Source organism: Bacillus cereus group sp. MYBK5-2, assembly GCF_051915685.1.
GTDB lineage: Bacteria > Bacillota > Bacilli > Bacillales > Bacillaceae_G > Bacillus_A > Bacillus_A cereus.
Genome location: NZ_JBQAFE010000001.1, coordinates 1012732 through 1035200 on the forward strand (window position 1 = coordinate 1012732; position 22469 = coordinate 1035200).

Genomic DNA, 22469 nt, shown 5'->3' on the forward strand with positions numbered 1-22469 from the left:
TTTTAAAAGTAAGGTTTTTTACACATAAATTCTATTAAACTGATTTTAATAAAGCGTAAAAATTCGTATCATATGGGATATCATCTTGATACATATAATTTTTTAGAACGCCTTCTTTTTCAAAACCTAATTTTAATAGTACTTTATTGGAAGCTTCATTTTCAAGAAATACAATTGCTCCAATCCGCTTTAAATGAATCGTATGGAAACCGTATGATATAACCTCAGAAACAGCTTCAGTCGCATATCCTTTTCCCCAGTGTTCAGGCAAAAAGGCATAACTTATATTGGCTCGTTTATGCTCAGAAGACCAATCGTGAAAACCAATGGTACCGATGAGTTCTTTCTTGTCTTTTAATTCGATTCCCCATTTTATACCGCTTCTTGCATTGTAACTCAACTTAAAGTTATGAATGATTTGTTTCACTTGATCAACATCTTGTAACGGTTTTTGGCCATAATAGCGCAGTACATTAGTATTAGAAAAGCATTGTAGTATACGCGGTGCATCTTCTTCGGTAAGTTCTCTTAAAATAAGTCTTTCAGTTTTTAATAAAGGAAACATATTTTCGCTCCTTTTCACATGAAAATAGAATGTATTTGTTATTATATAATTTAATCTGAAAATAAAGATTATTCAAGGTGTAAGGGTAGATTTGATTTATGATAAACTTAGATGTGGAATATATTTCAAAAAAGAGGTTTGGAAATGGAAAAAAATTCGATATTAATTGTAGATGACGATAAAGATATTATTCAATTTATTAATGTGAATTTAAAACAAGAAGGTTTTAAAGTTTTTAGTGCTCATAACGGAGAAGAGGCTTTAGAAATAATAAATAATAACAGTATTCAACTTGCTATTTTGGATATTATGATGCCTCAAATGGATGGTATAGAACTTTGTAGAAGGATTAGAGAGAAACATAGTTTACCAATTATGTTTTTAAGCGCGAAATCATCGGATGTAGATAAGGTAATTGGATTTAGTACTGGGGCAGATGATTATATTGTGAAGCCGTTCAGTACAATTGAATTTATAGCAAGAGTGAAAGCTCAATTAAGAAGGTATACATATTTCAATCAAAATGCTCCCCAAGTAATGGAAAAGAAAATAAATATTAGAGGTTTAGAAATAGATGAAGTGTCGAGAACAGTAATGTTATATGGAGAGAGAATCAATCTTACGAAAACTGAATATGATATTTTACACTTAATGGCAGCTGCAAGGAATCGTGTGTTCACAATTGAAGAAATATATGAGAGCGTTTGGAACGAAAGAGCCTATGAAAGTAATAATACAGTAATGGTTCATATTGCAAGATTGAGAAATAAAATTGAAGAGAATCCAAAAGAACCGAAGTTTATACAAAATGTTTGGGGAGTCGGATATAAAATTGAAGATTAAATCATTACAAGGCATTAGAGCTAAGTTTTTTATCGCATTCATATGTAGCATCTTGTTAGCGACTGTAAGTATAATAGTGTTTCAAATTTTGGTTGGAAATATATATAGTCAGGTTAATGTTTTAGAGGAAAAATATTCATTTTTATATTTTATAGTTTTTTTGATTTTTACTACAACATACTTTGCATTAATGACAAAAACACTGATGAAAAGGTTGTCTCAAATTAACAAGAACGTGAAGGAAATAAGTGACGGTAATTTTGAAATACATATACCTATTTTGAAAAATGACGAGATTGGTGAACTAGCGGCAAATGTTAATAGAATGGCGAAAAGTTTAAAAGAGTCTATCGAGAATGAAAAAAAATCACAGGAAATGAAAAATGAAATGATTAGTAATATTTCTCATGACTTACGAACGCCAGTAACATCTTTAATCGGTTATGCGGACCTGTTAGGAAATAAACTTCATTCGAATGGAGAAGAATGTGAACAGTATGTAAGTATATTAAAGCGAAAAAGTTATGAATTAAAAAATCAAGTAGATGATTTATTAGAATACTGTCAAATAAAGTATAGAGAGATTGAATTACATAAAGATGAAGTAGATATGAAAGCATTAATTGAACAAATCATGATTGACTTTGTACCACAATTAGATGATGCCAATATGAGCTTTTATATTAAAAGTGATGAAGTGCTACATGTAGAAGTTGATGTGACACTTATAGTGAGACTATTTGAAAATGTAATAGGTAATAGTATTATGTACGGGAGAGATGGAAAGGGAATTGCAATTGAAATTTTCAATAAAACAATGAATGTTGAAGTAGAAATTAAAAATTTTGGACAATGCATTCCGAAAGAGGACCTTCCTTACATTTTTGAGAAGTTTTATCGTAGTGAAAAATCACGTAGTTCTCATACGGGCGGTAAAGGAATAGGACTTGCAATTTCAAAAAGTATAGCCGAGCTCCATCAAGGGGATATCACTGTACGTAGTAATGATAAAGAAACAGTTTTTACTGTGAAATTACCGCAGTATAAAAAAGTAAGAAAGTCGTAAGTATTTCTTTTATATGTCGTAATTTTTACTTTGTATCATTGAGAAAAAGGATATGAGAGTAGGGATGCGACATGTGGAAGAAATTTTTATTAGTAATTATAGTTTCTTTTTTAATTATAAGTTGGATCTTAGTTTATGTAGCTAATGGTGTTACATCAGTCTTTGTTTGGTGGAGTATACAGGCTTTTAGTGTAATTTCCGTTTTTCTCTTAATAGGATCAATAATAATATTTTTTTGGAAAGGCATTTTTAGAAAGCGGATAGATAGAACGCTATTTTTAATCATTCTGTTTTCTATAATTGGAGCTTGGCCTTTCGGTTGGTTTGCTAATATAGGTAGAATTGCTTACCCAGCAGATATACAATCTATGAGTCCTAAAGTAGTAGTTCGTTTTCCTTTGAAGGAACGAGCATTAATCGGTTGGGGTGGTGATCGGTTAGAAACGAACTATCACGTTATAAAACCAAATGAAAGGTGGGCATATGATATTCTCATTCCACCTGCTGAAGTGAAAAGTAGTAAGTTAGAGGATTACGGAATATATGGAGCAAAAGTAATGGCGCCAGCTTCTGGGACGGTTGTATCAATTAATAATAATGAACAAGATTTAGTTCCGGGATCGGATAATTTTCAGTCAATGGCTGGTAATCATATTTATTTACGACTAGATGAAACGGGCACATTTTTGTTCCTTGGTCATTTAAAGAAAGGCTCAATTAAAGTAAAAGAAGGGCAACGTGTAAATGAAGGGGATATTCTTGCGCAAGTTGGTAACTCAGGAAGTTCAAGTGAGCCGCATTTACATATTCATCATCAAAGGCAAGATCCGTCCAAAGTAAGTATGTTTTTTGCGGAAGGATTGCCACTTTACTTTCGAACTGAAAATGGTGTGATGATGCCGGAAAGAGGGGCATACATAAGTGGTAACTAGAAGAAAATCATTTCATCCAAAAAGGGTACTCCAAATTAAAATTGGAATACCCTTTTTTCATTACCCTACAAATGTTTGATACAGTAAGAAGATATTTAAAACGATAACGAGTGCTGCAATTATCCAAGCGATAAATGTTGTTATACGGTGGTTAACGAGTGCACCCATAATCTTTTTGTTACTTGTAAACATAATAAGTGGCACTAGTGCAAATGCAATACCGAATGATAAGACGACTTGGCTCATGACTAGAGCATAAGTTGGATTTACACCTAAAGCGATAATAACTAATGGTGGAATCATTGTAATAAATCGGCGTAAGTATAACGGAATATGCATGCGAATGAAACCTTGCATAATAATATCACCCGACATTGTACCGACAGAAGAGCTAGATAGTCCTGCTGATAAGAGCCCAATTCCAAACAAAGCAGCTGATACAGGACCTACTAAGTTGGTAAATTGAGTGTAAGCAACATCTAAATCTTCAACGTGCAAGCCGTTTTTAAAGAATAGTGCAGCAGCAACAATTAACATACTTGCATTAATTGCTCCAGCAATAACCATTGCAATAATAATATCGATAAATTCGAAACGAAAAATCTTTTTCTTTTGTTCGTCAGTTGTTCCGACCACACGGCGTTGTGTTAATGCAGAATGCAAGTATATTGCATGCGGCATAACTGTCGCACCTAAAATCCCTGCTGCAAGTAATATACTGTCTACACCTTGGAATTTTGGAATAAATAGTCCTGAAAGAAGGGGACTTAATTCTGGTTTTGCATAAAAAACTTGAATCCCAAAAGCAATTACTACAATGAAAATCATTCCTGTAATAATAGCTTCTAGTGGACGAAATCCTCTACGTTGAAATTCAAGGATAATAAATGATCCGGCTGCTGTAATTAAAGCGGCAGGTAGCATCGGGATTCCAAATAGTAAGTAAAGCCCCAATGCAGCTCCAATAAATTCCGCTAAATCTGTAGCCATAATAACTAGTTCACCTTGTATCCATAAACCGATAGACACAGGCTTTGGAAAGTTTTCACGAGCTATTTCGGGTAAATTGTTTCCTGTAGCAATTCCTAATTTAGCTGATAAAGTTTGGATTAATACAGCCATTAAGTTAGAGGCGAGTATAACCCATAATAGTAAATATCCATATTGTGAACCAGCTGCGATATTTGTAGCAAAGTTGCCAGGATCAATATAAGCAACGGACGCTATAAAAGCGGGTCCTAAAAATGGTAACAGTCTTTTCCAGCCTTTTGTTTCTCCACTTAAAGCTAAGTGAGCTGATTGTACGGTTGTACTTTCAGAAGGGAGATGTTCATCTTTTGTTATATCTTTATTCATAGTAGTTTTCCCCTTTAAAATGTTAACTTGATGAAATTATTGTATTTATTCTTACTCATTATTTCAATACATTTAGATATGTTATATGATAATTTCATTTGAACACGAAAGTTTCCTTAATGCAAATTATATGCCTTTATGCAATGGATGGTGTGATAACGTAAAATAAATTGGGAGTTTATGGTGTGATGACGTGGGGAAACATAATAAATTAAAGGGTCAATTTTGAAATTTATGTGAACATAAAGCCGATAATCCAGCATATTAATTGATGGAATTGCATTTGTATGATATATAATATATTGGGATTACAACATAACCATAGTGTTTTGATGTGTAATCTTGTTTTTTATTTTTGTTAACTGATAGAAAATAGTATAAAGAAAAGAAAATGGGATTCATTTTCTTATTATATATGTTTTGATATGAACGTTAACTTATACATGATTTTAAAAATTAGATAGGTGGTAGAAATACATTGGCAACTACAAAACCATACAGAGTATTACTATATTACATGTACACAACAATTGAAAACCCAGAAGAATTCGCGGCAGAGCATTTAGAATTTTGTAATTCACTTGAATTAAAAGGAAGAATTCTTGTAGCGAAAGAAGGTATTAACGGAACTTGTTCTGGAACTGTAGAACAAACAGAGAAATACATGGAAGCAATGAACAATGATCCACGTTTTGACGGTATCGTATTTAAAATAGATGAAGCTGATGGTCATGCATTCAAGAAAATGCACGTGCGTCCTCGTCCAGAGTTAGTTACACTTCGTCTAGAAGATGACATTAACCCACACGAAATAACTGGGAAGTATTTAGAGCCAAAAGATTTTTATGAAGCAATGAAACAAGAAGATACAGTTATCATTGATGCACGAAATGATTATGAATTTGATTTAGGTCACTTCAAAGGTGCGATTAAACCTGATATCGAATCATTCCGTGAATTACCAGATTGGATTCGTGAAAATAAAGAAGTACTTGAAGGTAAAAAGATTTTAACTTATTGTACAGGCGGAATTCGTTGTGAGAAGTTTTCTGGTTGGTTAGTTCGTGAAGGCTATGAAGATGTAAGTCAGCTTCACGGCGGAATTGTAACGTACGGAAAAGACCCAGAGGTACAAGGTGAGCTTTGGGATGGACAATGTTACGTGTTCGATGAGCGTATTGCTGTACCAGTAAACCAAAAAGAACATGTTATCGTTGGTAAAGACCACTTTACAGGTGAACCTTGTGAGCGCTATGTAAACTGTTCAAATCCAGAATGTAATAAGAAAATTTTATGTTCTGAAGAAAACGAAGCGAAATATTTACGTGCATGTTCTCATGAATGTCGTGTAAGTCCACGTAACCGCTACGTAATACAACATGAATTAACGGAAGAGCAAGTAGCTGCTGCATTAGAGCAAATCGAAGCAGGGAAGTAAACTGAATTCGTATAATAAAAGGGGTACTCCAAGTTTTATTTTGGAGCACCCTTTTTTTATTATCCGGTCCTGTCATTTGTCGGTAAGTCGATATATTAAAAAAATCGCTGATATATTTCGAGTTGCGCCGATATAATCGGAAAATCGCTCATAAAAATTTCACTTAATGCAGCGCGCCAAGAATTTGAAAATAACCTTTTTTAATTTTTATCTTCTTTCTCTTTAACGGCAGAAAGTACAGTTTGTTTTACCCAAGCTTTTCTTCGTTTATGCTGTAGACCCCATTGGTATAAACTTTGGGCTCCTAAAATAAGTGAAATGACAATGCCGCTAATCGCAATTAATAGAGCGAAAAATTCAAGAGGTGACGATATTTTGTTTGAATCGGTGTTTCTTAAAAGGTCAATCATAGTAAACCCTAACATTTGGCCTACTACAGAGTAGAGCGTTAAAATTAATAATAAGAGGCTATCTTTTTTAGAGGCGACATTTTCTTGATATTTAAACAAACTATCAAGATTTTGTTTCGCGTTCGAGTATAGAACCTCAATATTAAAAAGTTTTCTTAAACGAAAGAAAATATCTTCACTTTGTGATTGGGATACTAATTCTAAAGAAAAATAATTAGCAGTGAACGAATTGATCGAATAAATTAATTTCTCTATTTCATTAGTATCTTGTTCAATGTTTAGCTCAGCATAGGCGTTAGCCATTTTTAATAAAACAATTTTATGGAATAGGTTTAATAATAAAGCGTAATAAAATTCTCCGTACATTTGACTAGCAAGTTTAGCGATTTTACGTTCTCCTTCATTTGTTACACATGTAAAAATATGTTCTTCCATTATGAAATAACGATTTGGAGCCCATCTCTGGTAAGCGTGTTTTTTTAAATAGTCATGAATGTAAGGAAGGTTATTTGCGCTCACATATGGCTTACCATCACTTGTTAATCCGGAAAGACTAGAAGTACGATAAACATCCACTTCATTAAGCTCCATACCTTCTTTTAGTGACAATAAAGTTTGGACGTACATTCTTTGGTCTTCGAAGAAAGGGAAGGTTTGAAAGTATGAACTTCTTAATCTCTTCTTTTCAAAGAAATCAGTTACACCATGAAATAAATAACCAAAAATGAATTTTTCAACTTGGGAATACTTTTTTCCGTTACATTCAATACAAATAGTCTCATTTGTATCATTTTTAGTTTCAAGTACACGGAAGCGAGCAGCGAATTCGATTGCTTCAGATAAAGTCATGTTTGGAGCAGTGTTTACTTCTGTTCGAATTGTTAAGAAGCCAAGTTCATAAGGACAAAGTGTGACATCAATAGAGTGTATCTTGAATGGAATTGAAATAAGGTTTGTTGTTAAATGTCCAGTTAAGTTAAGGTCCTTTGAATAACGTTGCAAGCCCTTTTGATGCTCTGAGTGAGGAAAGAGAATTTTATTTGTAAATGAAAGATAGTATGCTTCCATATTTTGATGTGAAACTTTAAACTCCCCATAATATGTATTTTCATCATCGAGATGATCGAGCCGAAAAGGACGAAAATCGTTTTTTTGTAAGAAAGGGAACATCTCTTGTTCATGTCCAGCTTTAAACGAAAACGGGAATATAAATTGAAATATAGCTGTTGCTACACCTTTTTCCTCAATTGATTGTATTGCCTCCATCTACATTGTGTCCTTTCCATATATGCTATAGAAACAACATGCCCAAATTTATTTGAAAATAACCACTCTTTTATACTCAATTGAGAGTGAAAATTCAGCTTATTTAGCAGGGAACATGTATAATGTTATGTATACTAAAAGTTATAAAATTGTATTTTGAAAAGGGGGATGCTGTATGCGGATTTTAGTATTAGGCGCTGGTGGAGTCGGAGGATTTTTTGGTGGCAGATTAGTCGAGAAGGGAGAAGATGTCACGTTTCTTGTTCGTAGTAAACGGAAAAAACAATTAGAGGAAAGAGGACTTGTAATCCGAAGTGTTAACGGGGATTTTTCCTTCCGACCGAAATTAATAACGAAAGAAGAGCGAACTTCTCCATTTGATGTTATTTTATTTTCAACAAAAGCGTATCACTTAAACGAGGCAATTCAAGATTTGAAGCCGTTTGTTGGCGAAAATACTGTAATCATTCCATTGTTAAATGGTATCGCTCATTTATCGCTATTACAAAAAGAATTCGGCGAAGAAAAAGTAATTGGCGGTTTATGCTTTATCGAGACGACGTTAAACGATCAAGGAGAAATTGTACAAACCAGCGCTGCCAACAGACTTGTGTTTGGAGAAATTAAGTCTCAAAATTCAGAGAGAGTAAAGCATATTTCTAAAGCATTTTCAGGTACGAAATCTAGTTTTGTTTTAAGTGAAAATATTACGCAAGATATGTGGCATAAATATTTATTTATTACTGTAATGTCAGGTGTGACAACGTTAATGCGTGCACCAATTGGACCAATCCGTGAAAGTGAAGGCGGCCGTGATTTTATCCGTAATGTGTTTGAGGAATCTGTACAAATCATGAGAGTATTAGGAGCTCCAGTAAAGGCTAATATTGCCCAGGAACATATGAAAACGATTGATAAAATTTCGTATGATATGAAGTCATCAATGCAACGTGATATGGAAAAGGGTTCGTTTATTGAAGGGAAGCACTTGCAAGGATATTTACTGGATGTAGCAGAGAAATTTTCTATAGCGGCACCATTATTAGAATCTATATATCAAAATTTAAAGGTGTATGAAGAGATGACCTTTAACAAATCTGTAATAGAATTAGATGTATGAAAAAATAAAAAAGATAGCAATATATAAGTGTATTGCTATCTTTTTTATTTTTTTGTATGACAAATTATTTATTTCTTTTCGTTCTATCTGTCAAATTTATTTCCTGTTCACGTTTACCATATAACTGATTAATTTCATTTGCTACTGCATCTAAATATGAATCGGAAAAAATAGGCTTCTTTTCTTTAGACATATGGGTCTCCTTTGCGGATTTTTAATATTCATTATGTATATTTCTCAGCGGATTATGCGCAATCATTTTAATTTTTTTCTTATTAAAAATTTTTGTTTACTTTTTGAAAATAAAGGAGTATTATAATCCACAGTTTCAATTTTCTAAATCGCTGAAACCGCATGGTACGGGGGACCCGTTTTTACGGATTAGTACATAATCCGATGGGGTGAATCCTTGAAAAAGGTAGGGCTACTCATAGGCCCGAATCCGACAGCTAACCTCGTAAGCGTTATATTGAGAAGGAAGGTGGAGCTTGTGCGACAAAAAAAATAATGTCTACAAGTCTATTTCGCTATGGCTTGTAGACATTTTTTGTTTTCTGAAGAAATCGTTTACTGGCTGTAACAAGCAGAAAAGTTCGTACAAAATTATTGGAGAGTGGACAGCATTGGTTTCATCTATTAAAAGATTTTTAATTGGAAGACCGTTAAAATCAACAGAGCTTGGAGAACAAAAGCTTAATAAAACGAAAGCTTTAGCTATTTTATCTTCTGACGCATTGTCATCAGTTGCTTACGGTCCAGAACAAATTTTAATTGCTTTAGCAGGTGTGGGAGCGATCGCTTATTGGTATTCCATTCCAATCGCTGTTGGGGTATTAGTATTATTGACAGCCCTTATTTTATCTTATCGTCAAATTATTTTTGCTTATCCGCATGGCGGGGGAGCGTATGTTGTATCAAAAGAAAATTTAGGGATGAATCCAGGCTTAATTGCTGGAGGATCTTTATTAGTCGACTATATTTTAACTGTTGCGGTAAGTGTATCTGCAGGTACAGATGCGCTAACATCTGCTTTTCCTAGTTTACATGCACATAATGTAATCATTGCGATTATATTTGTTATATTTATTACGATCTTAAATTTAAGAGGAGTAACGGAATCAGCTTCTGTTTTAGCATATCCTGTTTATTTATTTGTTTTAGCCCTATTTATATTAATTGGTGTAGGCATATATAATATTTTGACTGGTCACGTTTCACCAACTTTACACACGCCGATCGGAACGCCGGTTGCGGGTATTAGTTTGTTTTTACTGTTAAGAGCATTTGCATCAGGTAGTTCTGCTTTAACAGGTGTTGAAGCAATTTCAAACGCAATTCCGAACTTTAAAGATCCTGCGCCAAACAATGCTGCAAAAACATTGCTTGCAATGGGTGCATTACTTGCTGTGTTATTTTCAGGAATTGTATTTTTAGCTTATTATTACGGAGTGACGCCGAGTAAAGAAGTAACAGTTGTTTCTCAAATTGCTGAACAAACATTTGGACGTAATTTCATGTACTATTTCATACAAGGTACAACAGCTTTAATATTAATTCTCGCAGCTAATACAGGCTATTCTGCATTTCCTTTATTAGCGGTTAACCTCGCAAAAGATAAATTCATACCGAGAATGTTTACGATTAGAGGAGACCGTCTAGGTTACTCAAACGGTATTATAATACTTGGAGTTGCTTCGATTATTTTAATTGTAGCTTTCCAAGGACAAACAGAACATTTAATTCCGTTATATGCAGTAGGGGTATTTATTCCATTTACACTTTCTCAAACAGGGATGGTATTAAAGTGGCTTCGCGAAAAACCTGAAGGATGGGTTTTAAAATTAACGGTTAATTTAATTGGTGCAGTTATTAGTTTTATCGTAATGAGCATGTTCTTTTTAACTAAATTTGCACAAGTTTGGTCGATTCTTATTTTCTTACCAGTTATTATCTTCTTGTTTCATCGAATTAAGAAGCATTATGATGCAGTGGGTGATCAATTAAGTTTAAAAACTTGTGAACCTCTTATTCCAATTGAGGGGAATGTAATTGTCGTTCCTGTAGCAGGTATGACGCATGTAGTAGAAAATTCATTGAACTATGCGAAATCTCTTTCTGCAGATCAAGTTATCGCTGTATATGTTGCTTTTGACAGAGAAGAGGAAAAGAAATTTGAAGAGAAATGGAAGGTGTGGCAACCTGAAGTAAGGCTTGTTACATTACATTCTCATTATAGAAGTATTATTCAGCCGTTAACGAAGTTCATTGATACAGTGCAATATAAGGCAAGTGAATCGAATTACCGCGTTACGGTCGTTATACCACAGTTCATTCCGAAAAAAGGTTGGCATAACATTCTTCATAATCAATCCAGTTTACTCATACGTGCGTATTTACTTTATAAAAGAAATGTTGTTATTACGACAGTTCCATATCATTTGAAAAAATAAGAAGATTTTTTAAGGATAGTTTCATGAAAATGAAGCTATCCTTTTTGTGTATATGCTATGCATAATTGCATACGGGGTTAAAAATTATATCAATATAATTTTACCGGTTGTTTGCAAGTAGTGTTTTCTGTTGTGATATGTAGATATTTCAATCGATAAAGTGAATAGGATTATATTTTGAAATAAGGACATGAAAGCTTGAAAATAAAGGGAATGAAAATACTTCTTTACGTTATATAAACAGCTGTGTTTAAATGACCTTACAGTACAAAACTTATATGAAAACAAAACGAAATTTCATATTTACGTATGTTGTTTAGTTTAAAATGAATAATATTTTTATGTAATATATTCACTGTGTGAATGTGAGAATTTCGATGAAATAGAAAATTTATACAATATTATTCATACTAAACACATATGAAAAATAATAAAATGTTTTGTGACGATAAGTAAGTACTGTAGCAATACGAGAGAGGTGGTTCATACATGGATCACGGTGAGAACGTTCTCTATTTTAATCATCTCAAATTATGGGCAAGAAAATAGAATAATAAAATGCGATAGTAATAGTTGCTAATACATAGGAGGAGTTAAAGTGAAAAAGACTTTAATTACAGGGTTATTGGTTACAGCAGTATCTACGAGTTGCTTCATTCCTGTAAGCGCTTACGCTAAGGAGGGGCAAACGGAAGTGAAAACAGTATATGCGCAAAATGTAATTGCTCCAAATACATTATCCAATTCAATTAGAATGTTAGGATCACAATCACCGCTTATTCAAGCATACGGATTAATTATTTTGCAACAGCCAGACATTAAGGTAAATGCGATGAGTAGCTTAACGAATCATCAAAAGTTTGCAAAGGCGAATGTACGAGAGTGGATTGATGAATATAATCCGAAGCTAATTGACTTAAATCAAGAGATGATGAGATACAGCACTAGATTTAATAGCTATTATAGTAAGCTCTATGAACTAGCAGGAAACGTAAATGAAGATCAGCAAGCAAAAGCAGATTTTATGAGTGCATATGGAAAATTACAATTGCAAGTACAGAGCATCCAAGAGAGTATGGAGCAAGATTTATTAGAGTTAAATCGATTTAAAACAGTATTAGACAAAGATAGTAACAACTTATCAATTAAAGCCGATGAAGCAATAAAAACACTACAAGGATCAAGTGGAGATATTGTGAAATTAAGAGAAGATATTAAAAGAATTCAAGGAGAAATTCAAGCTGAACTAACTACTATTTTGAATAGACCTCAAGAAATCATTAAAGGTTCTATTAATATCGGTAAACAAGTATTTACAATCACAAATCAAACTGCACAAACGAAAACAATTGATTTTGTTTCTATCGGTACTTTAAGTAATGAAATTGTAAATGCTGCAGATAGTCAAACGAGAGAAGCAGCTCTTCGCATTCAACAAAAGCAAAAAGAGTTATTACCACTTATTCAAAAGTTATCACAAACTGAAGCAGAGGCGACTCAAATTACATTCGTTGAAGATCAAGTAAATAGCTTTACAGAATTAATTGATCGTCAAATTACAACTTTAGAAACGTTATTAACGGATTGGAAAGTTTTAAATAATAATATGATCCAAATTCAAACGAATGTTGAAGAAGGCACGTATACAGACAGTAGTTTACTTCAAAAACATTTCAATCAAATTAAAAAAGTAAGTGATGAAATGAATAAGCAAACAAATCAATTTGAAGATTACGTTACAAACGTTGAAGTACATTAAACAGAAAAATAATTAGCGATATAGGGAGAGAAGAAAAATGACAAAAAAACCTTATAAAGTAATGGCTCTATCAGCACTGATGGCAGTATTTGCAGCAGGAAATATTATGCCGGCTCATACGTATGCAGCTGAAAGTACAGTGAAACAAGCTCCAGTTCATGCGGTAGCAAAAGCTTATAATGACTATGAAGAATATTCATTAGGACCAGAAGGCTTGAAAGATGCAATGGAAAGAACAGGTTCAAATGCTTTAGTAATGGATCTGTATGCTTTAACAATTATTAAACAAGGTAATGTTAACTTTGGAAATGTATCGACTGTTGATGCAGCTTTAAAAGGAAAAGTGATTCAGCATCAAGATACAGCTAGAGGAAATGCGAAGCAATGGTTAGATGTATTAAAGCCACAGCTTATTTCAACGAATCAAAACATCATTAACTACAATACGAAATTCCAAAACTATTATGATACTTTAGTTGCTGCAGTTGATGCAAAGGATAAAGCGACTCTTACGAAAGGCTTAACTAGATTATCAAGTAGTATTAATGAAAATAAAGCACAAGTGGATCAGTTAGTAGAAGACTTGAAGAAATTCCGAAATAAAATGACTTCGGATACGCAAAACTTCAAGGGTGATGCAAATCAAATTACATCTATATTAGCTAGTCAAGATGCAGGGATTCCGCTTCTGCAAAATCAAATTACAACGTACAATGAAGCAATTAGTAAATATAATGCAATTATTATCGGTTCATCTGTTGCGACAGCTCTAGGACCAATTGCAATTATCGGTGGTGCAGTAGTTATTGCTACGGGCGCAGGAACACCGCTAGGAGTAGCATTAATTGCAGGTGGTGCAGCAGCTGTAGGCGGTGGTACAGCTGGAATCGTATTAGCGAAGAAAGAGCTTGATAATGCACAAGCAGAAATTCAAAAGATAACAGGACAAGTTACAACTGCGCAATTAGAAGTAGCAGGATTAACGAACATTAAAACACAAACAGAGTATTTAACAAATACAATTGATACTGCAATTACAGCGTTACAAAATATTTCAAACCAATGGTACACAATGGGATCAAAATACAATTCTTTACTTCAAAATGTAGATTCTATTAGTCCAAACGACCTAGTTTTCATTAAAGAAGATTTAAACATTGCGAAAGATAGCTGGAAAAACATTAAAGACTATGCAGAAAAGATTTATGCTGAAGATATTAAAGTAGTAGATACGAAAAAAGAATAATCGAATACGAATCGTTAGAGCGTTAAGTGTTGATGAATGATTTGAAGCTCCTGTTCAGTTGTGAGCAGGAGCTTTTGATATCCTTATAAAGAGAATAGGTGAAAAATATGCAGAAACGATTTTATAAAAAATGCCTTTTAGCGGTAATGATTGCTGGGGTGGCAACGAGTAACGTATTTCCTTTACATCCTTTTGCAGCAGAACAAAATGTAAAGGTGCTACAAGAAAATGTGAAAAACTATTCTCTTGGACCAGCTGGATTCCAAGAAGTAATGGCACAAACAACATCAAGTATATTTGCAATGGATTCATATGCAAAATTAATTCAAAATCAACAAGAGACGGATTTAAGTAAAATAAGTTCGATTAATAGTGAATTTAAAGGGAATATGATTCAGCATCAAAGAGATGCAAAAGTTAATGCAGCATATTGGTTAAATAATATGAAGCCTCAAATTATGAAAACGGATCAAAATATTATAAATTACAATAATACTTTTCAATCGTATTATAATGACATGTTAATAGCGATTGATCAAAAGGATAGCGGAAAATTAAAAGCGGATTTAGAAAAGTTGTATGCGGATATTGTAAAGAATCAAAATGAGGTAGATGGATTATTAGGGAATTTGAAAGCTTTTCGCGATAGAATGGCGAAAGATACAAATAGTTTCAAAGAGGATACAAATCAGTTAACAGCGATATTGGCAAGTACGAATGCTGGTATTCCAGCTTTAGAGCAACAAATAAATACATATAACGATTCAATTAAAAAGAGTAATGATATGGTCATTGCTGGTGGCGTACTTTGCGTAGCGCTAATAACATGTCTTGCTGGCGGGCCAATGATCGCGGTTGCGAAAAAAGATATCGCAAATGCAGAAAGAGAAATCGCTAATTTAAAAGATAGAATTTCAGGAGCGCAAGCAGAAGTCTTAATTTTGACTGATGTAAAAAATAAAACAACAAACATGACAGAAACAATTGATGCAGCAATTACAGCACTACAAAACATATCAAATCAATGGTATACAGTAGGTGCAAAATATAATAATTTACTACAAAACGTAAAAGGAATTAGTCCGGAAGAGTTTACGTTTATAAAAGAAGATTTACATACAGCGAAAGATAGCTGGAAAGATGTAAAGGATTATACAGAAAAATTACATGAAGGCGTGGCGAAGTAAACAGTGGACTAGTTCTGCTGTTTATTTTTTTATCCTGTTTTTTGTGAGAGTTGAACTTGCAATTATATATAAGTTTGTCATGTGTTTTATCCATGTGTGTATAAAAATCTTTTCGTTATCGCTCCCTTTGATAGAATCTATTTTTATATGGTTTTTTACCGAATTTTTTAAAAATTAAATTTTATAGCTTGATAATTCATTTAAAATGATTTAATCTTATGTCAAATGATATGTTTATCTATCAAAAATACTTTTGTAAAGATAAAGGAGTGATTGAGAATGTTAAACGCCCCATTGATGGTAAGTCTTTAGGTACAGCAGCATTGAAAAGATTGGGAAGAACTGAGTGAGCTTTCACAATAAAGAACTCTATAACTTTATGTAGTGTTTGATACCCTTCGATTAGATTTTTTGAAAAACAAATCAATATTAATTGAATCAAAGTTTAGAAATTAAATATATGAGTAGTAGAAAAAATCCATTAGTTGTTATCATGTCCTGATAAAAAATGTAAAAAATAGAAAATGGAAATTCTGAGAAAACCTGTTCAGAAAGTATGGTATGAAAGTAAGTTAGTGAGGGGAATTCAAAACCAATTTAATAAAAGCGAGGTAAATAATATGACTTTTGAAGAAAAATTACAAGCATATGCAGAACTTACGGTGAAAATCGGTGTCAATATTCAACCAGGGCAATACTTATTAGTCAATACATCAGTGGATGCATTGGATTTCGCCCGTATAGTTGTGAAAGAGGCTTATAAGGCTGGGGCAGGGCGTGTTCATGTTAATTTTTCGGATGAAGAAATGGAACGTGCTTACTTTGATTATGCCTCAGATGAAGAATTTAATCGCTTCCCAGAGTGGATAGTCAAAATGAATGATGAGCTGATCGAATGTAAAGGAGCACTATTAATGATAGATGCTACAGATCCTGATAAATTTACAGGTATTTCATCTGATCGTCTAGCTACCTATCAAAAGGTAGCAGGAGCTGCTCTGAGAAACAATCGCAACGCCGTAATGAAGGATTCAATAGCTTGGTCGATGGTAGCAGTTCCTTCACCAAAGTGGGCATCGAAGGTGTTCCCAGGTTTAGCAACTGAGGATCAAGTACCAGCATTATGGGAGGCTATTTTTAAAGCTGTTCGTATTGGTGACGGCAGTGCTATTGAAAAATGGCGTGAACATGTAACAAATTTAGAATCTCGTGCGGTCCTACTGAACGATAAAAAATATATGAAGCTTCACTATACAGCGCCAGGTACTGATTTAACAATTGCATTAGCACCACAGCATAAATGGGTTACTGGAGGTGGTAAAACTCCTGATGATACTATCTTTATGGCTAATATGCCGACAGAAGAGGTTTATACGTTACCGATGAAACAAGGTGTAAATGGCTATGTAAGCAATACAAAACCATTAGTTTATCAAGGGAATATTATCGATGGCTTTAAACTGACATTTGAAGAAGGAAAAATTGTTAAAGCTGAAGCACAGGTAGGACATGATTTATTACAAGAGCTTATTAATGTGGATGAAGGCTCTTGCTATTTAGGTGAAGTAGCACTTGTACCACATGAATCACCAATTTCAGCATCGGGAATTTTATATTTTAATACATTGTTTGATGAAAATGCATCGAACCATTTAGCGATTGGTAAAGCTTATCCAACTTGCTTAGAGGGTGGAAGAGATTTAGAAAACGATCAGCTTGAAACGTTAGGGGCAAATATTTCAGTAACACATGAGGACTTTATGATTGGCAGCAGTGAGATGGACATTGACGGTATTCTACCAGATGGAACTGTAGAACCAATTTTTCGTAAAGGTAGCTGGGCATTTTAAGTTTTTAATTTGAATAAAGGAGTAGAGTGGATGAAACGGTTACTAAGCATAATTGGTGCAACTATATAGGTGTTTCATCTGCTTTTGCTTAGGCTGAAAACTACCTCTTTAATTAGAAGTAAAATGCATGCAAAGGAGATAGGCCAATGAATTTCTGGGAAGTTGTTTTGATAGTAGTGAATTTTAGTCTATTGAGTTGGATACTGTTAATAGGCAGAGAAACGAAAAAGTGGTCTAAATTAGCTACTTTGATTGCCGTTGTAATGGTTACAGTTCAGTTATTGGCAGAAGGTTTTAGGTGGCAGATGATTCCGGCATATGTATCCCCAGTTATCTTAATTTTATGCTATTTATTAGCTGGGCGGAAAAAGGGCTTTAGAAGTTCGGGTATATTCATAGTTAAGACTTCGTTACTATGTATCTATTTGTCTGTAGCAGTTGCGCTACCCTTACTTATGCCAGTATTTTCATTTGAAGAACCAACTGGTCCACATAGGGTCGGTACGAAGCTATATCATTGGGTTGATCATCAGAGAAATGAACCATATTCAAAAAATCCAAACGATCGGCGCGAACTGATGGTGCAAATTTGGTATCCTGCAGCTGAAAAAAGCAAGGGGGATCCAGAACCTTATATTCGTAACATAAATGAGCTCTCCAAGGGATTGGAAAAAACATTGTCTATTCCTGCATTTGCATTCAGCCACATGGAATTGGTAAAGTCTCATTCGTTTATGGATTTACAACTCTCAGACTCAGAGAATCACTATCCCATATTACTCTTCTCTCATGGTTTTAATGGTTTTCGTAATCAAAACACGTTTCAAGTTGAGGAGTTGGCTAGTCAAGGATATATTGTTCTAAGTATCGATCATACCTTTGATGCTGCAGCTACCGTCTTTCCAGGTGGTCGAACTGCTTACGTACAGCCCATCAATTTAACTGATGAAGGAGATAGCCACATAAAATTATGGGAGGAAGATGTCAGCTTTGTCCTTAATCAGATAGAGAAACTTAACGAAAACGATGAGACCGGTTTCTTTACAGGAAGACTGGATACCTCACGAATTGGAATGTTTGGCCACTCTTACGGTGGAGCTACCGCAGCACAAATACTTGCAAAAGATTCTCGTGTCAAAGCAGCTATCAATATGGATGGTACATTGTATGGTGAAATCTTGCCTGAAAGTGGCATTGGAAAACCATTTCTGCTCATGAATGCAGAAGAGCCTGATGAAGCAGATCCCTTTGAAGTGAGGGAGCGATACGGACGCGGGTTAGCTGGCGGTGGTATGTCAATAGTCATTCCTCATACGGATCATACAAGCTTTACCGATTTACATTTGTTCTCACCTCTGTTGCAGAGCCCAGGTGAAAATCCAAAGGAAGTTCATCGTATTATTAACGAATTCAGCCTGGCATTTTTTGACCAGTATGTAAAACAGAAGGATGACGGCTCAACCCTTAAAAGGCTGATAACCAAATACCCGGAAGTGAATTTTAAAATAAACCGATAACTTTATGCAGAAAGTAACTCGTACCATTTCCTTTGGCTCTTGTATTTATTACATTAAAGAATTTAATTTCTTCATCGTTATCTAAATAATGAAATGCTAAAAATGAAACATTCAAAGTACTATCAGTTTCAGGAATATAATTCTTTTTGAAAAGCTACATTCAGCAGCTGGACACTTTATTTGAGATTGTTTATTATAATATCAAATGATATATTTATCTATCAAAAATGACGACTTTATACAGAAAAAGGGAGAGATTGACGATGAAGAAAGACTTGTCAGCGTTGAAGGAAGCGAGATTTAATGCAATTCTTGATTCAGCTACTATATTGCTTGTTGAAAATCCTACTGCTTCGATGAATGAAATTGCGGAATATGCGGGAATTGGAATTGCTACACTCCATCGCTACGTCGAAAGCAGGGAGAAATTGATGCTGTTCTTGGGCCATCGGGCTATACAACTGGTAAGTGATACTGTAAACCAGATTCCACTGGATGAGGAAAGAAGCGAAAACTATATCCCGGAACTCATTGAAGCGTTAATCCCTTTAGGTGACAAAATCTATTTTCTAGGTCATGATGCATCTGTATTTAACAACAAAGAATTAGGTGAAGCAGAAGAGAAGCTGAGGGAACCCTTAAGACGCGTTATTGAATTGCTACAACAAAGAGGTTACTTTCAGCAAACAGTTAGCAGTGAATGGATTTTGAATACGCTTTATGCTCTGCTTTTCCATACCTGGGAACAGGTACATGAAGGAAATGTGGCTAAAAAATCTGCTGCAGAGCTTGTTTTAAATACATTTTATTATGGTTTCAAAGCTAAGGATGAATTGAGAGGGAAGTGAACTGATTCAAATCCATGATAATTAATATTAATAATATAGAAAGTGAAAAGGAGCAATAGGATAATGAATAAAATCTCTATTGTAAAGGCTGTTCATCAATCCATGGTCGGCGCCCAGCTAAATGTAATGGCATTGGAATACATGGCGTTTCCACTTGCAGGATCTGAGGAGAAGAACACAGTCGATTGGACATTTTGTAAGCTATGGCGGCAGGAGAACAACCGTTTTAGTCATCAATACGCCTATGAAGCTCAAATGGACGGGAAAACTTTAGGGATGATTACTTGCTATCCCATACCCGTTTTAAATCGTCTTGCCTGGCCCACTTTTAAACAGCTGCTTTCGTTCCGAAAGCTGGGTTTTGTTGTTTATAACATTCTGAATATCAAAATGCTTTATTCCATGTTTACCTTGAAGGAGGGAGAAGATGACGAGTTTCACATCGGAACAATTGCCTTACTGCCCGAAAGTCGAGGACTAGGGATAGGTACCAGATTAATTGAGTTTGCTGAGGAACAAGCTTCGCTGCAAGGCTTTGCCAAGTGCTCTCTGACGGTAAAGAAAGAGAACCAACTTGCCATTAAATTGTATCAGAGGATAGGCTACCAGATTACAGGTGAAATCAATAAACCAAAGTTATCGTTGTACAGAATGGTCAAAAACGTAGAACCTTACAACCATTTATAAAAAATTTGTACAGTATTAGAGGGTACCAGCACATGCCCATAAGCTTAAGGATTCAAAATTACCCCAAAGTAAAAAAAGTACATTTTTTACAATTTAAAACAAAATTTTAGCTTGATAGTGATGGGATGAGGCTTCTATATAAAAAAACACAGTTTACAATCAAACTGTGTTTTTTCGACGTATAATGCTTTATCAACATCTCTTTTTATTCTTTAAAATCTGCAACAGAACCAGGCCCCTCCTCAAAGTATAAATTCCAAGGGAGGAACCGTTTTTTTATTTACTTATATACGTACAGCTGTACCACTGACAGCAACCATTAACATTCCATCACGTACAACTTCGTAATCTACGTCAATACCAACGATAGCGTTCGCACCTTTTTGTTTTGCAAGTTCTTTCATTTCGTCCATTGCAATATCACGAGCGTCTTTTAGCTTACTTTCATAAGCACCAGCACGGCCACCGACAACATCACGAACTGAAGCGAATAAATCGCGGACAATGTTTGCACCCATAATAGCTTCACCATTTACAATATCAATATACTCAATAATTTCTTTACCTTGAATTCCAGACGTTGTTGTTACAATCATAACCGACACTCTCCTAATAAGTTGTAGTTTTGATAAGATTTCTTATGATTTAGAAAAAGTGGTTCTGGTACCAAAAATACTCGATAGAAACATAGAGTATTTTTGCATCAAAACCTTCAATTACATATGTCTTGTTATGACATATGCAATTAAATAAAAGGAATAAAATTGTTTAACATATGTATCGCTATAACATATGCAAGGGATCTATTAGAAATAAGATAAGCCGCAGTAAGCATCACCGTACCAGGTAAATATATAGCAAGATCCGAAAGTTGATTTGAATGAAGACCTGCAAAAATTATAATCGAAACGATGGATGCAATAGCAGTACCAACATATTCCGAAAAACGATTCACTAATATATGACGAAATATGATTTCTTCAATTATTGGCCCTATAATCCCAAATAGAAGTAATGTGAATATAATAGGCACCTCTGCGCCCCTTGTAAGGACCTGTTCTTGGTTCTCTGGCTGACCTATGTTTAGAAAATGCATAATAGAATTTTCCACAATTACCATAAGTAAAACCACCATAGGAATGCTTACTATTTTCAAAATTGTTTTCTCTTTAAAATAAGTAAAACTTTCAATAATTTCTTTCCTAAAGAAAATTATTCCTACAATAGCAGGTACAGTCAAACCGATGGCACTAAGAGCAAATTCTGATTCAACTAAATTACTGTTAGTTAAAAGTGATAGGCCAAATAATATGAACAAGCCAATTTGGAGTAGTGCAAACATTGTATAAACTATTAGCATAATAATTTCTTTTTTATTCATTTTTATAAAGTTCACTTTATTACCTCCATAATTAAGTTACTTAGAATCTTTGATTTTTCTTGCTGCATTAGGTTCTCCTTCTAAAATATATTTATTTAATACCGAACCGGACCGTTCGGTTCGGAAACTAATGATACTATAAGTTTCTAGTTTTTTAAACCCCTTTTATAAATTATTAATAAAATAAAAATGGTAAATAACAAATATATTTATATCTCAGTTGCTTATTCACAAGCAAATTTCAGTACTCATTAATTTTTGACAATTAGCTTTTTATAGAATGAAGTGATAAGGCTTTTAACTGCAAGGACTGCGGGAGATATCCTAATATACGAAGTGAAAGTGGGAGTAGTTCAAACACTTTAGCTAAACATATTAATAAAAATTATATATAATAATCATAGTCTATACGTTAAAATTAACTATATATTTTTACACCTTCTACAATTGTAGGTGAAATTAGTTGTATAACAGGACTGAATTAAATAATTGGACATGTTAATTTTGACAGAAAATTTATTTGAATGATATAGATAATACAATTTGAT

20 protein-coding genes and 1 riboswitch are annotated in these 22469 nt (G+C 34.0%); of the genes, 14 read left to right on the forward strand and 6 right to left on the reverse strand.

What is annotated here, in order from left to right; all coding sequences use genetic code 11:
- Positions 1 to 34: 34 nt before the first annotated feature.
- The gene (locus tag ACTFP3_RS05480; protein ID WP_000484225.1) at positions 35 to 565 is read right to left on the reverse strand and encodes a GNAT family N-acetyltransferase; all 531 of its coding nucleotides are present in this window, start codon (positions 563 to 565) and stop codon (positions 35 to 37) included.
- 144 nt (positions 566 to 709) lie between these two features.
- Here ACTFP3_RS05480 and ACTFP3_RS05485 point away from each other — a divergent pair, with 144 nt between their 5' ends.
- From ACTFP3_RS05485 to ACTFP3_RS05495, 3 genes are all read left to right on the forward strand, one after another.
- Entirely contained in the window at positions 710 to 1408 is a 699-nt protein-coding gene (locus ACTFP3_RS05485; protein ID WP_000414517.1) for a response regulator transcription factor, read from the forward strand.
- Positions 1374 to 2474: a sensor histidine kinase gene (locus tag ACTFP3_RS05490; protein ID WP_440009562.1), complete on the forward strand. Its 1101-nt coding sequence runs from the start codon at positions 1374 to 1376 to the stop codon at positions 2472 to 2474. The genes ACTFP3_RS05485 and ACTFP3_RS05490 overlap by 35 nt, the downstream gene beginning before the upstream one ends.
- 71 nt (positions 2475 to 2545) lie before the next feature.
- Positions 2546 to 3406, forward strand: coding sequence for a M23 family metallopeptidase (locus ACTFP3_RS05495; RefSeq protein ID WP_000265538.1), 861 nt, complete (start codon positions 2546 to 2548; stop codon positions 3404 to 3406).
- A 60-nt stretch (positions 3407 to 3466) separates the two neighbouring features.
- Here the strand turns inward: ACTFP3_RS05495 and ACTFP3_RS05500 are convergent, their stop codons facing one another.
- Positions 3467 to 4762, reverse strand: a complete 1296-nt coding sequence (locus ACTFP3_RS05500; RefSeq protein WP_001030679.1) for an Nramp family divalent metal transporter — start codon at positions 4760 to 4762, stop codon at positions 3467 to 3469.
- A gap of 478 nt (positions 4763 to 5240) precedes the next feature.
- Here ACTFP3_RS05500 and trhO point away from each other — a divergent pair, with 478 nt between their 5' ends.
- On the forward strand, positions 5241 to 6200 hold the full coding sequence (gene trhO, locus ACTFP3_RS05505) for an oxygen-dependent tRNA uridine(34) hydroxylase TrhO (RefSeq protein ID WP_000246231.1): 960 nt from the start codon (positions 5241 to 5243) through the stop codon (positions 6198 to 6200).
- 200 nt (positions 6201 to 6400) lie between these two features.
- Here the strand turns inward: trhO and ACTFP3_RS05510 are convergent, their stop codons facing one another.
- Positions 6401 to 7876 (reverse strand): hypothetical protein, encoded by a 1476-nt coding sequence (locus tag ACTFP3_RS05510; RefSeq protein WP_326035990.1) that lies wholly within the window; start codon positions 7874 to 7876, stop codon positions 6401 to 6403.
- 175 nt (positions 7877 to 8051) lie between these two features.
- On the opposite strand from ACTFP3_RS05510, the gene panE reads away from it, so the two are divergent.
- On the forward strand, positions 8052 to 8996 hold the full coding sequence (gene panE, locus ACTFP3_RS05515; protein ID WP_001221912.1) for a 2-dehydropantoate 2-reductase: 945 nt from the start codon (positions 8052 to 8054) through the stop codon (positions 8994 to 8996).
- Positions 8997 to 9060: 64 nt separating this feature from the next.
- Here panE and ACTFP3_RS05520 read toward each other — a convergent pair whose 3' ends face one another.
- On the reverse strand, positions 9061 to 9189 hold the full coding sequence (locus ACTFP3_RS05520; RefSeq protein WP_000031873.1) for a hypothetical protein: 129 nt from the start codon (positions 9187 to 9189) through the stop codon (positions 9061 to 9063).
- 139 nt (positions 9190 to 9328) lie between these two features.
- Positions 9329 to 9475, forward strand: a riboswitch (cyclic di-AMP (ydaO/yuaA leader).
- Between the two features lie 144 nt (positions 9476 to 9619).
- Here ACTFP3_RS05520 and ACTFP3_RS05525 point away from each other — a divergent pair.
- The 9 genes from ACTFP3_RS05525 (at position 9620) to ACTFP3_RS05565 (ending at position 20540) form a co-directional block, all read left to right on the forward strand.
- Complete coding sequence (locus ACTFP3_RS05525; RefSeq protein WP_326036084.1) at positions 9620 to 11446, forward strand: APC family permease; 1827 nt, start codon at positions 9620 to 9622, stop codon at positions 11444 to 11446.
- A gap of 598 nt (positions 11447 to 12044) precedes the next feature.
- On the forward strand, positions 12045 to 13205 hold the full coding sequence (nheA, locus tag ACTFP3_RS05530; protein WP_000751828.1) for a non-hemolytic enterotoxin NHE subunit A: 1161 nt from the start codon (positions 12045 to 12047) through the stop codon (positions 13203 to 13205).
- 37 nt (positions 13206 to 13242) lie between these two features.
- Entirely contained in the window at positions 13243 to 14451 is a 1209-nt protein-coding gene (gene nheB / locus ACTFP3_RS05535; RefSeq protein ID WP_440009565.1) for a non-hemolytic enterotoxin NHE subunit B, read from the forward strand.
- 107 nt (positions 14452 to 14558) lie between these two features.
- Positions 14559 to 15638, forward strand: coding sequence for a non-hemolytic enterotoxin NHE subunit C (gene nheC, locus ACTFP3_RS05540; RefSeq protein ID WP_326035991.1), 1080 nt, complete (start codon positions 14559 to 14561; stop codon positions 15636 to 15638).
- A 218-nt stretch (positions 15639 to 15856) separates the two neighbouring features.
- Positions 15857 to 15988: a hypothetical protein gene (locus tag ACTFP3_RS05545; protein WP_440009568.1), complete on the forward strand. Its 132-nt coding sequence runs from the start codon at positions 15857 to 15859 to the stop codon at positions 15986 to 15988.
- Between the two features lie 270 nt (positions 15989 to 16258).
- Complete coding sequence (locus ACTFP3_RS05550) at positions 16259 to 17488, forward strand: aminopeptidase (RefSeq protein WP_326035992.1); 1230 nt, start codon at positions 16259 to 16261, stop codon at positions 17486 to 17488.
- Positions 17489 to 17634: 146 nt separating this feature from the next.
- Complete coding sequence (locus tag ACTFP3_RS05555) at positions 17635 to 19005, forward strand: alpha/beta hydrolase family protein (RefSeq protein WP_017657309.1); 1371 nt, start codon at positions 17635 to 17637, stop codon at positions 19003 to 19005.
- Positions 19006 to 19268: 263 nt separating this feature from the next.
- Positions 19269 to 19853 (forward strand): TetR/AcrR family transcriptional regulator, encoded by a 585-nt coding sequence (locus ACTFP3_RS05560; RefSeq protein WP_000710981.1) that lies wholly within the window; start codon positions 19269 to 19271, stop codon positions 19851 to 19853.
- A 63-nt stretch (positions 19854 to 19916) separates the two neighbouring features.
- Positions 19917 to 20540 (forward strand): GNAT family N-acetyltransferase, encoded by a 624-nt coding sequence (locus ACTFP3_RS05565; RefSeq protein WP_001033856.1) that lies wholly within the window; start codon positions 19917 to 19919, stop codon positions 20538 to 20540.
- Between the two features lie 284 nt (positions 20541 to 20824).
- Here the strand turns inward: ACTFP3_RS05565 and ACTFP3_RS05570 are convergent, their stop codons facing one another.
- Both ACTFP3_RS05570 and ACTFP3_RS05575 read right to left on the reverse strand, forming a co-directional pair.
- Positions 20825 to 21136 carry a heavy metal-binding domain-containing protein gene (locus tag ACTFP3_RS05570; protein ID WP_000637505.1) on the reverse strand — a complete coding sequence of 104 codons (312 nt, stop codon included), beginning with the start codon at positions 21134 to 21136 and terminating at the stop codon, positions 20825 to 20827.
- Between the two features lie 149 nt (positions 21137 to 21285).
- Positions 21286 to 21936 (reverse strand): CPBP family glutamic-type intramembrane protease, encoded by a 651-nt coding sequence (locus ACTFP3_RS05575; protein ID WP_001009308.1) that lies wholly within the window; start codon positions 21934 to 21936, stop codon positions 21286 to 21288.
- Between the last annotated feature and the right edge of the window lie 533 nt (positions 21937 to 22469).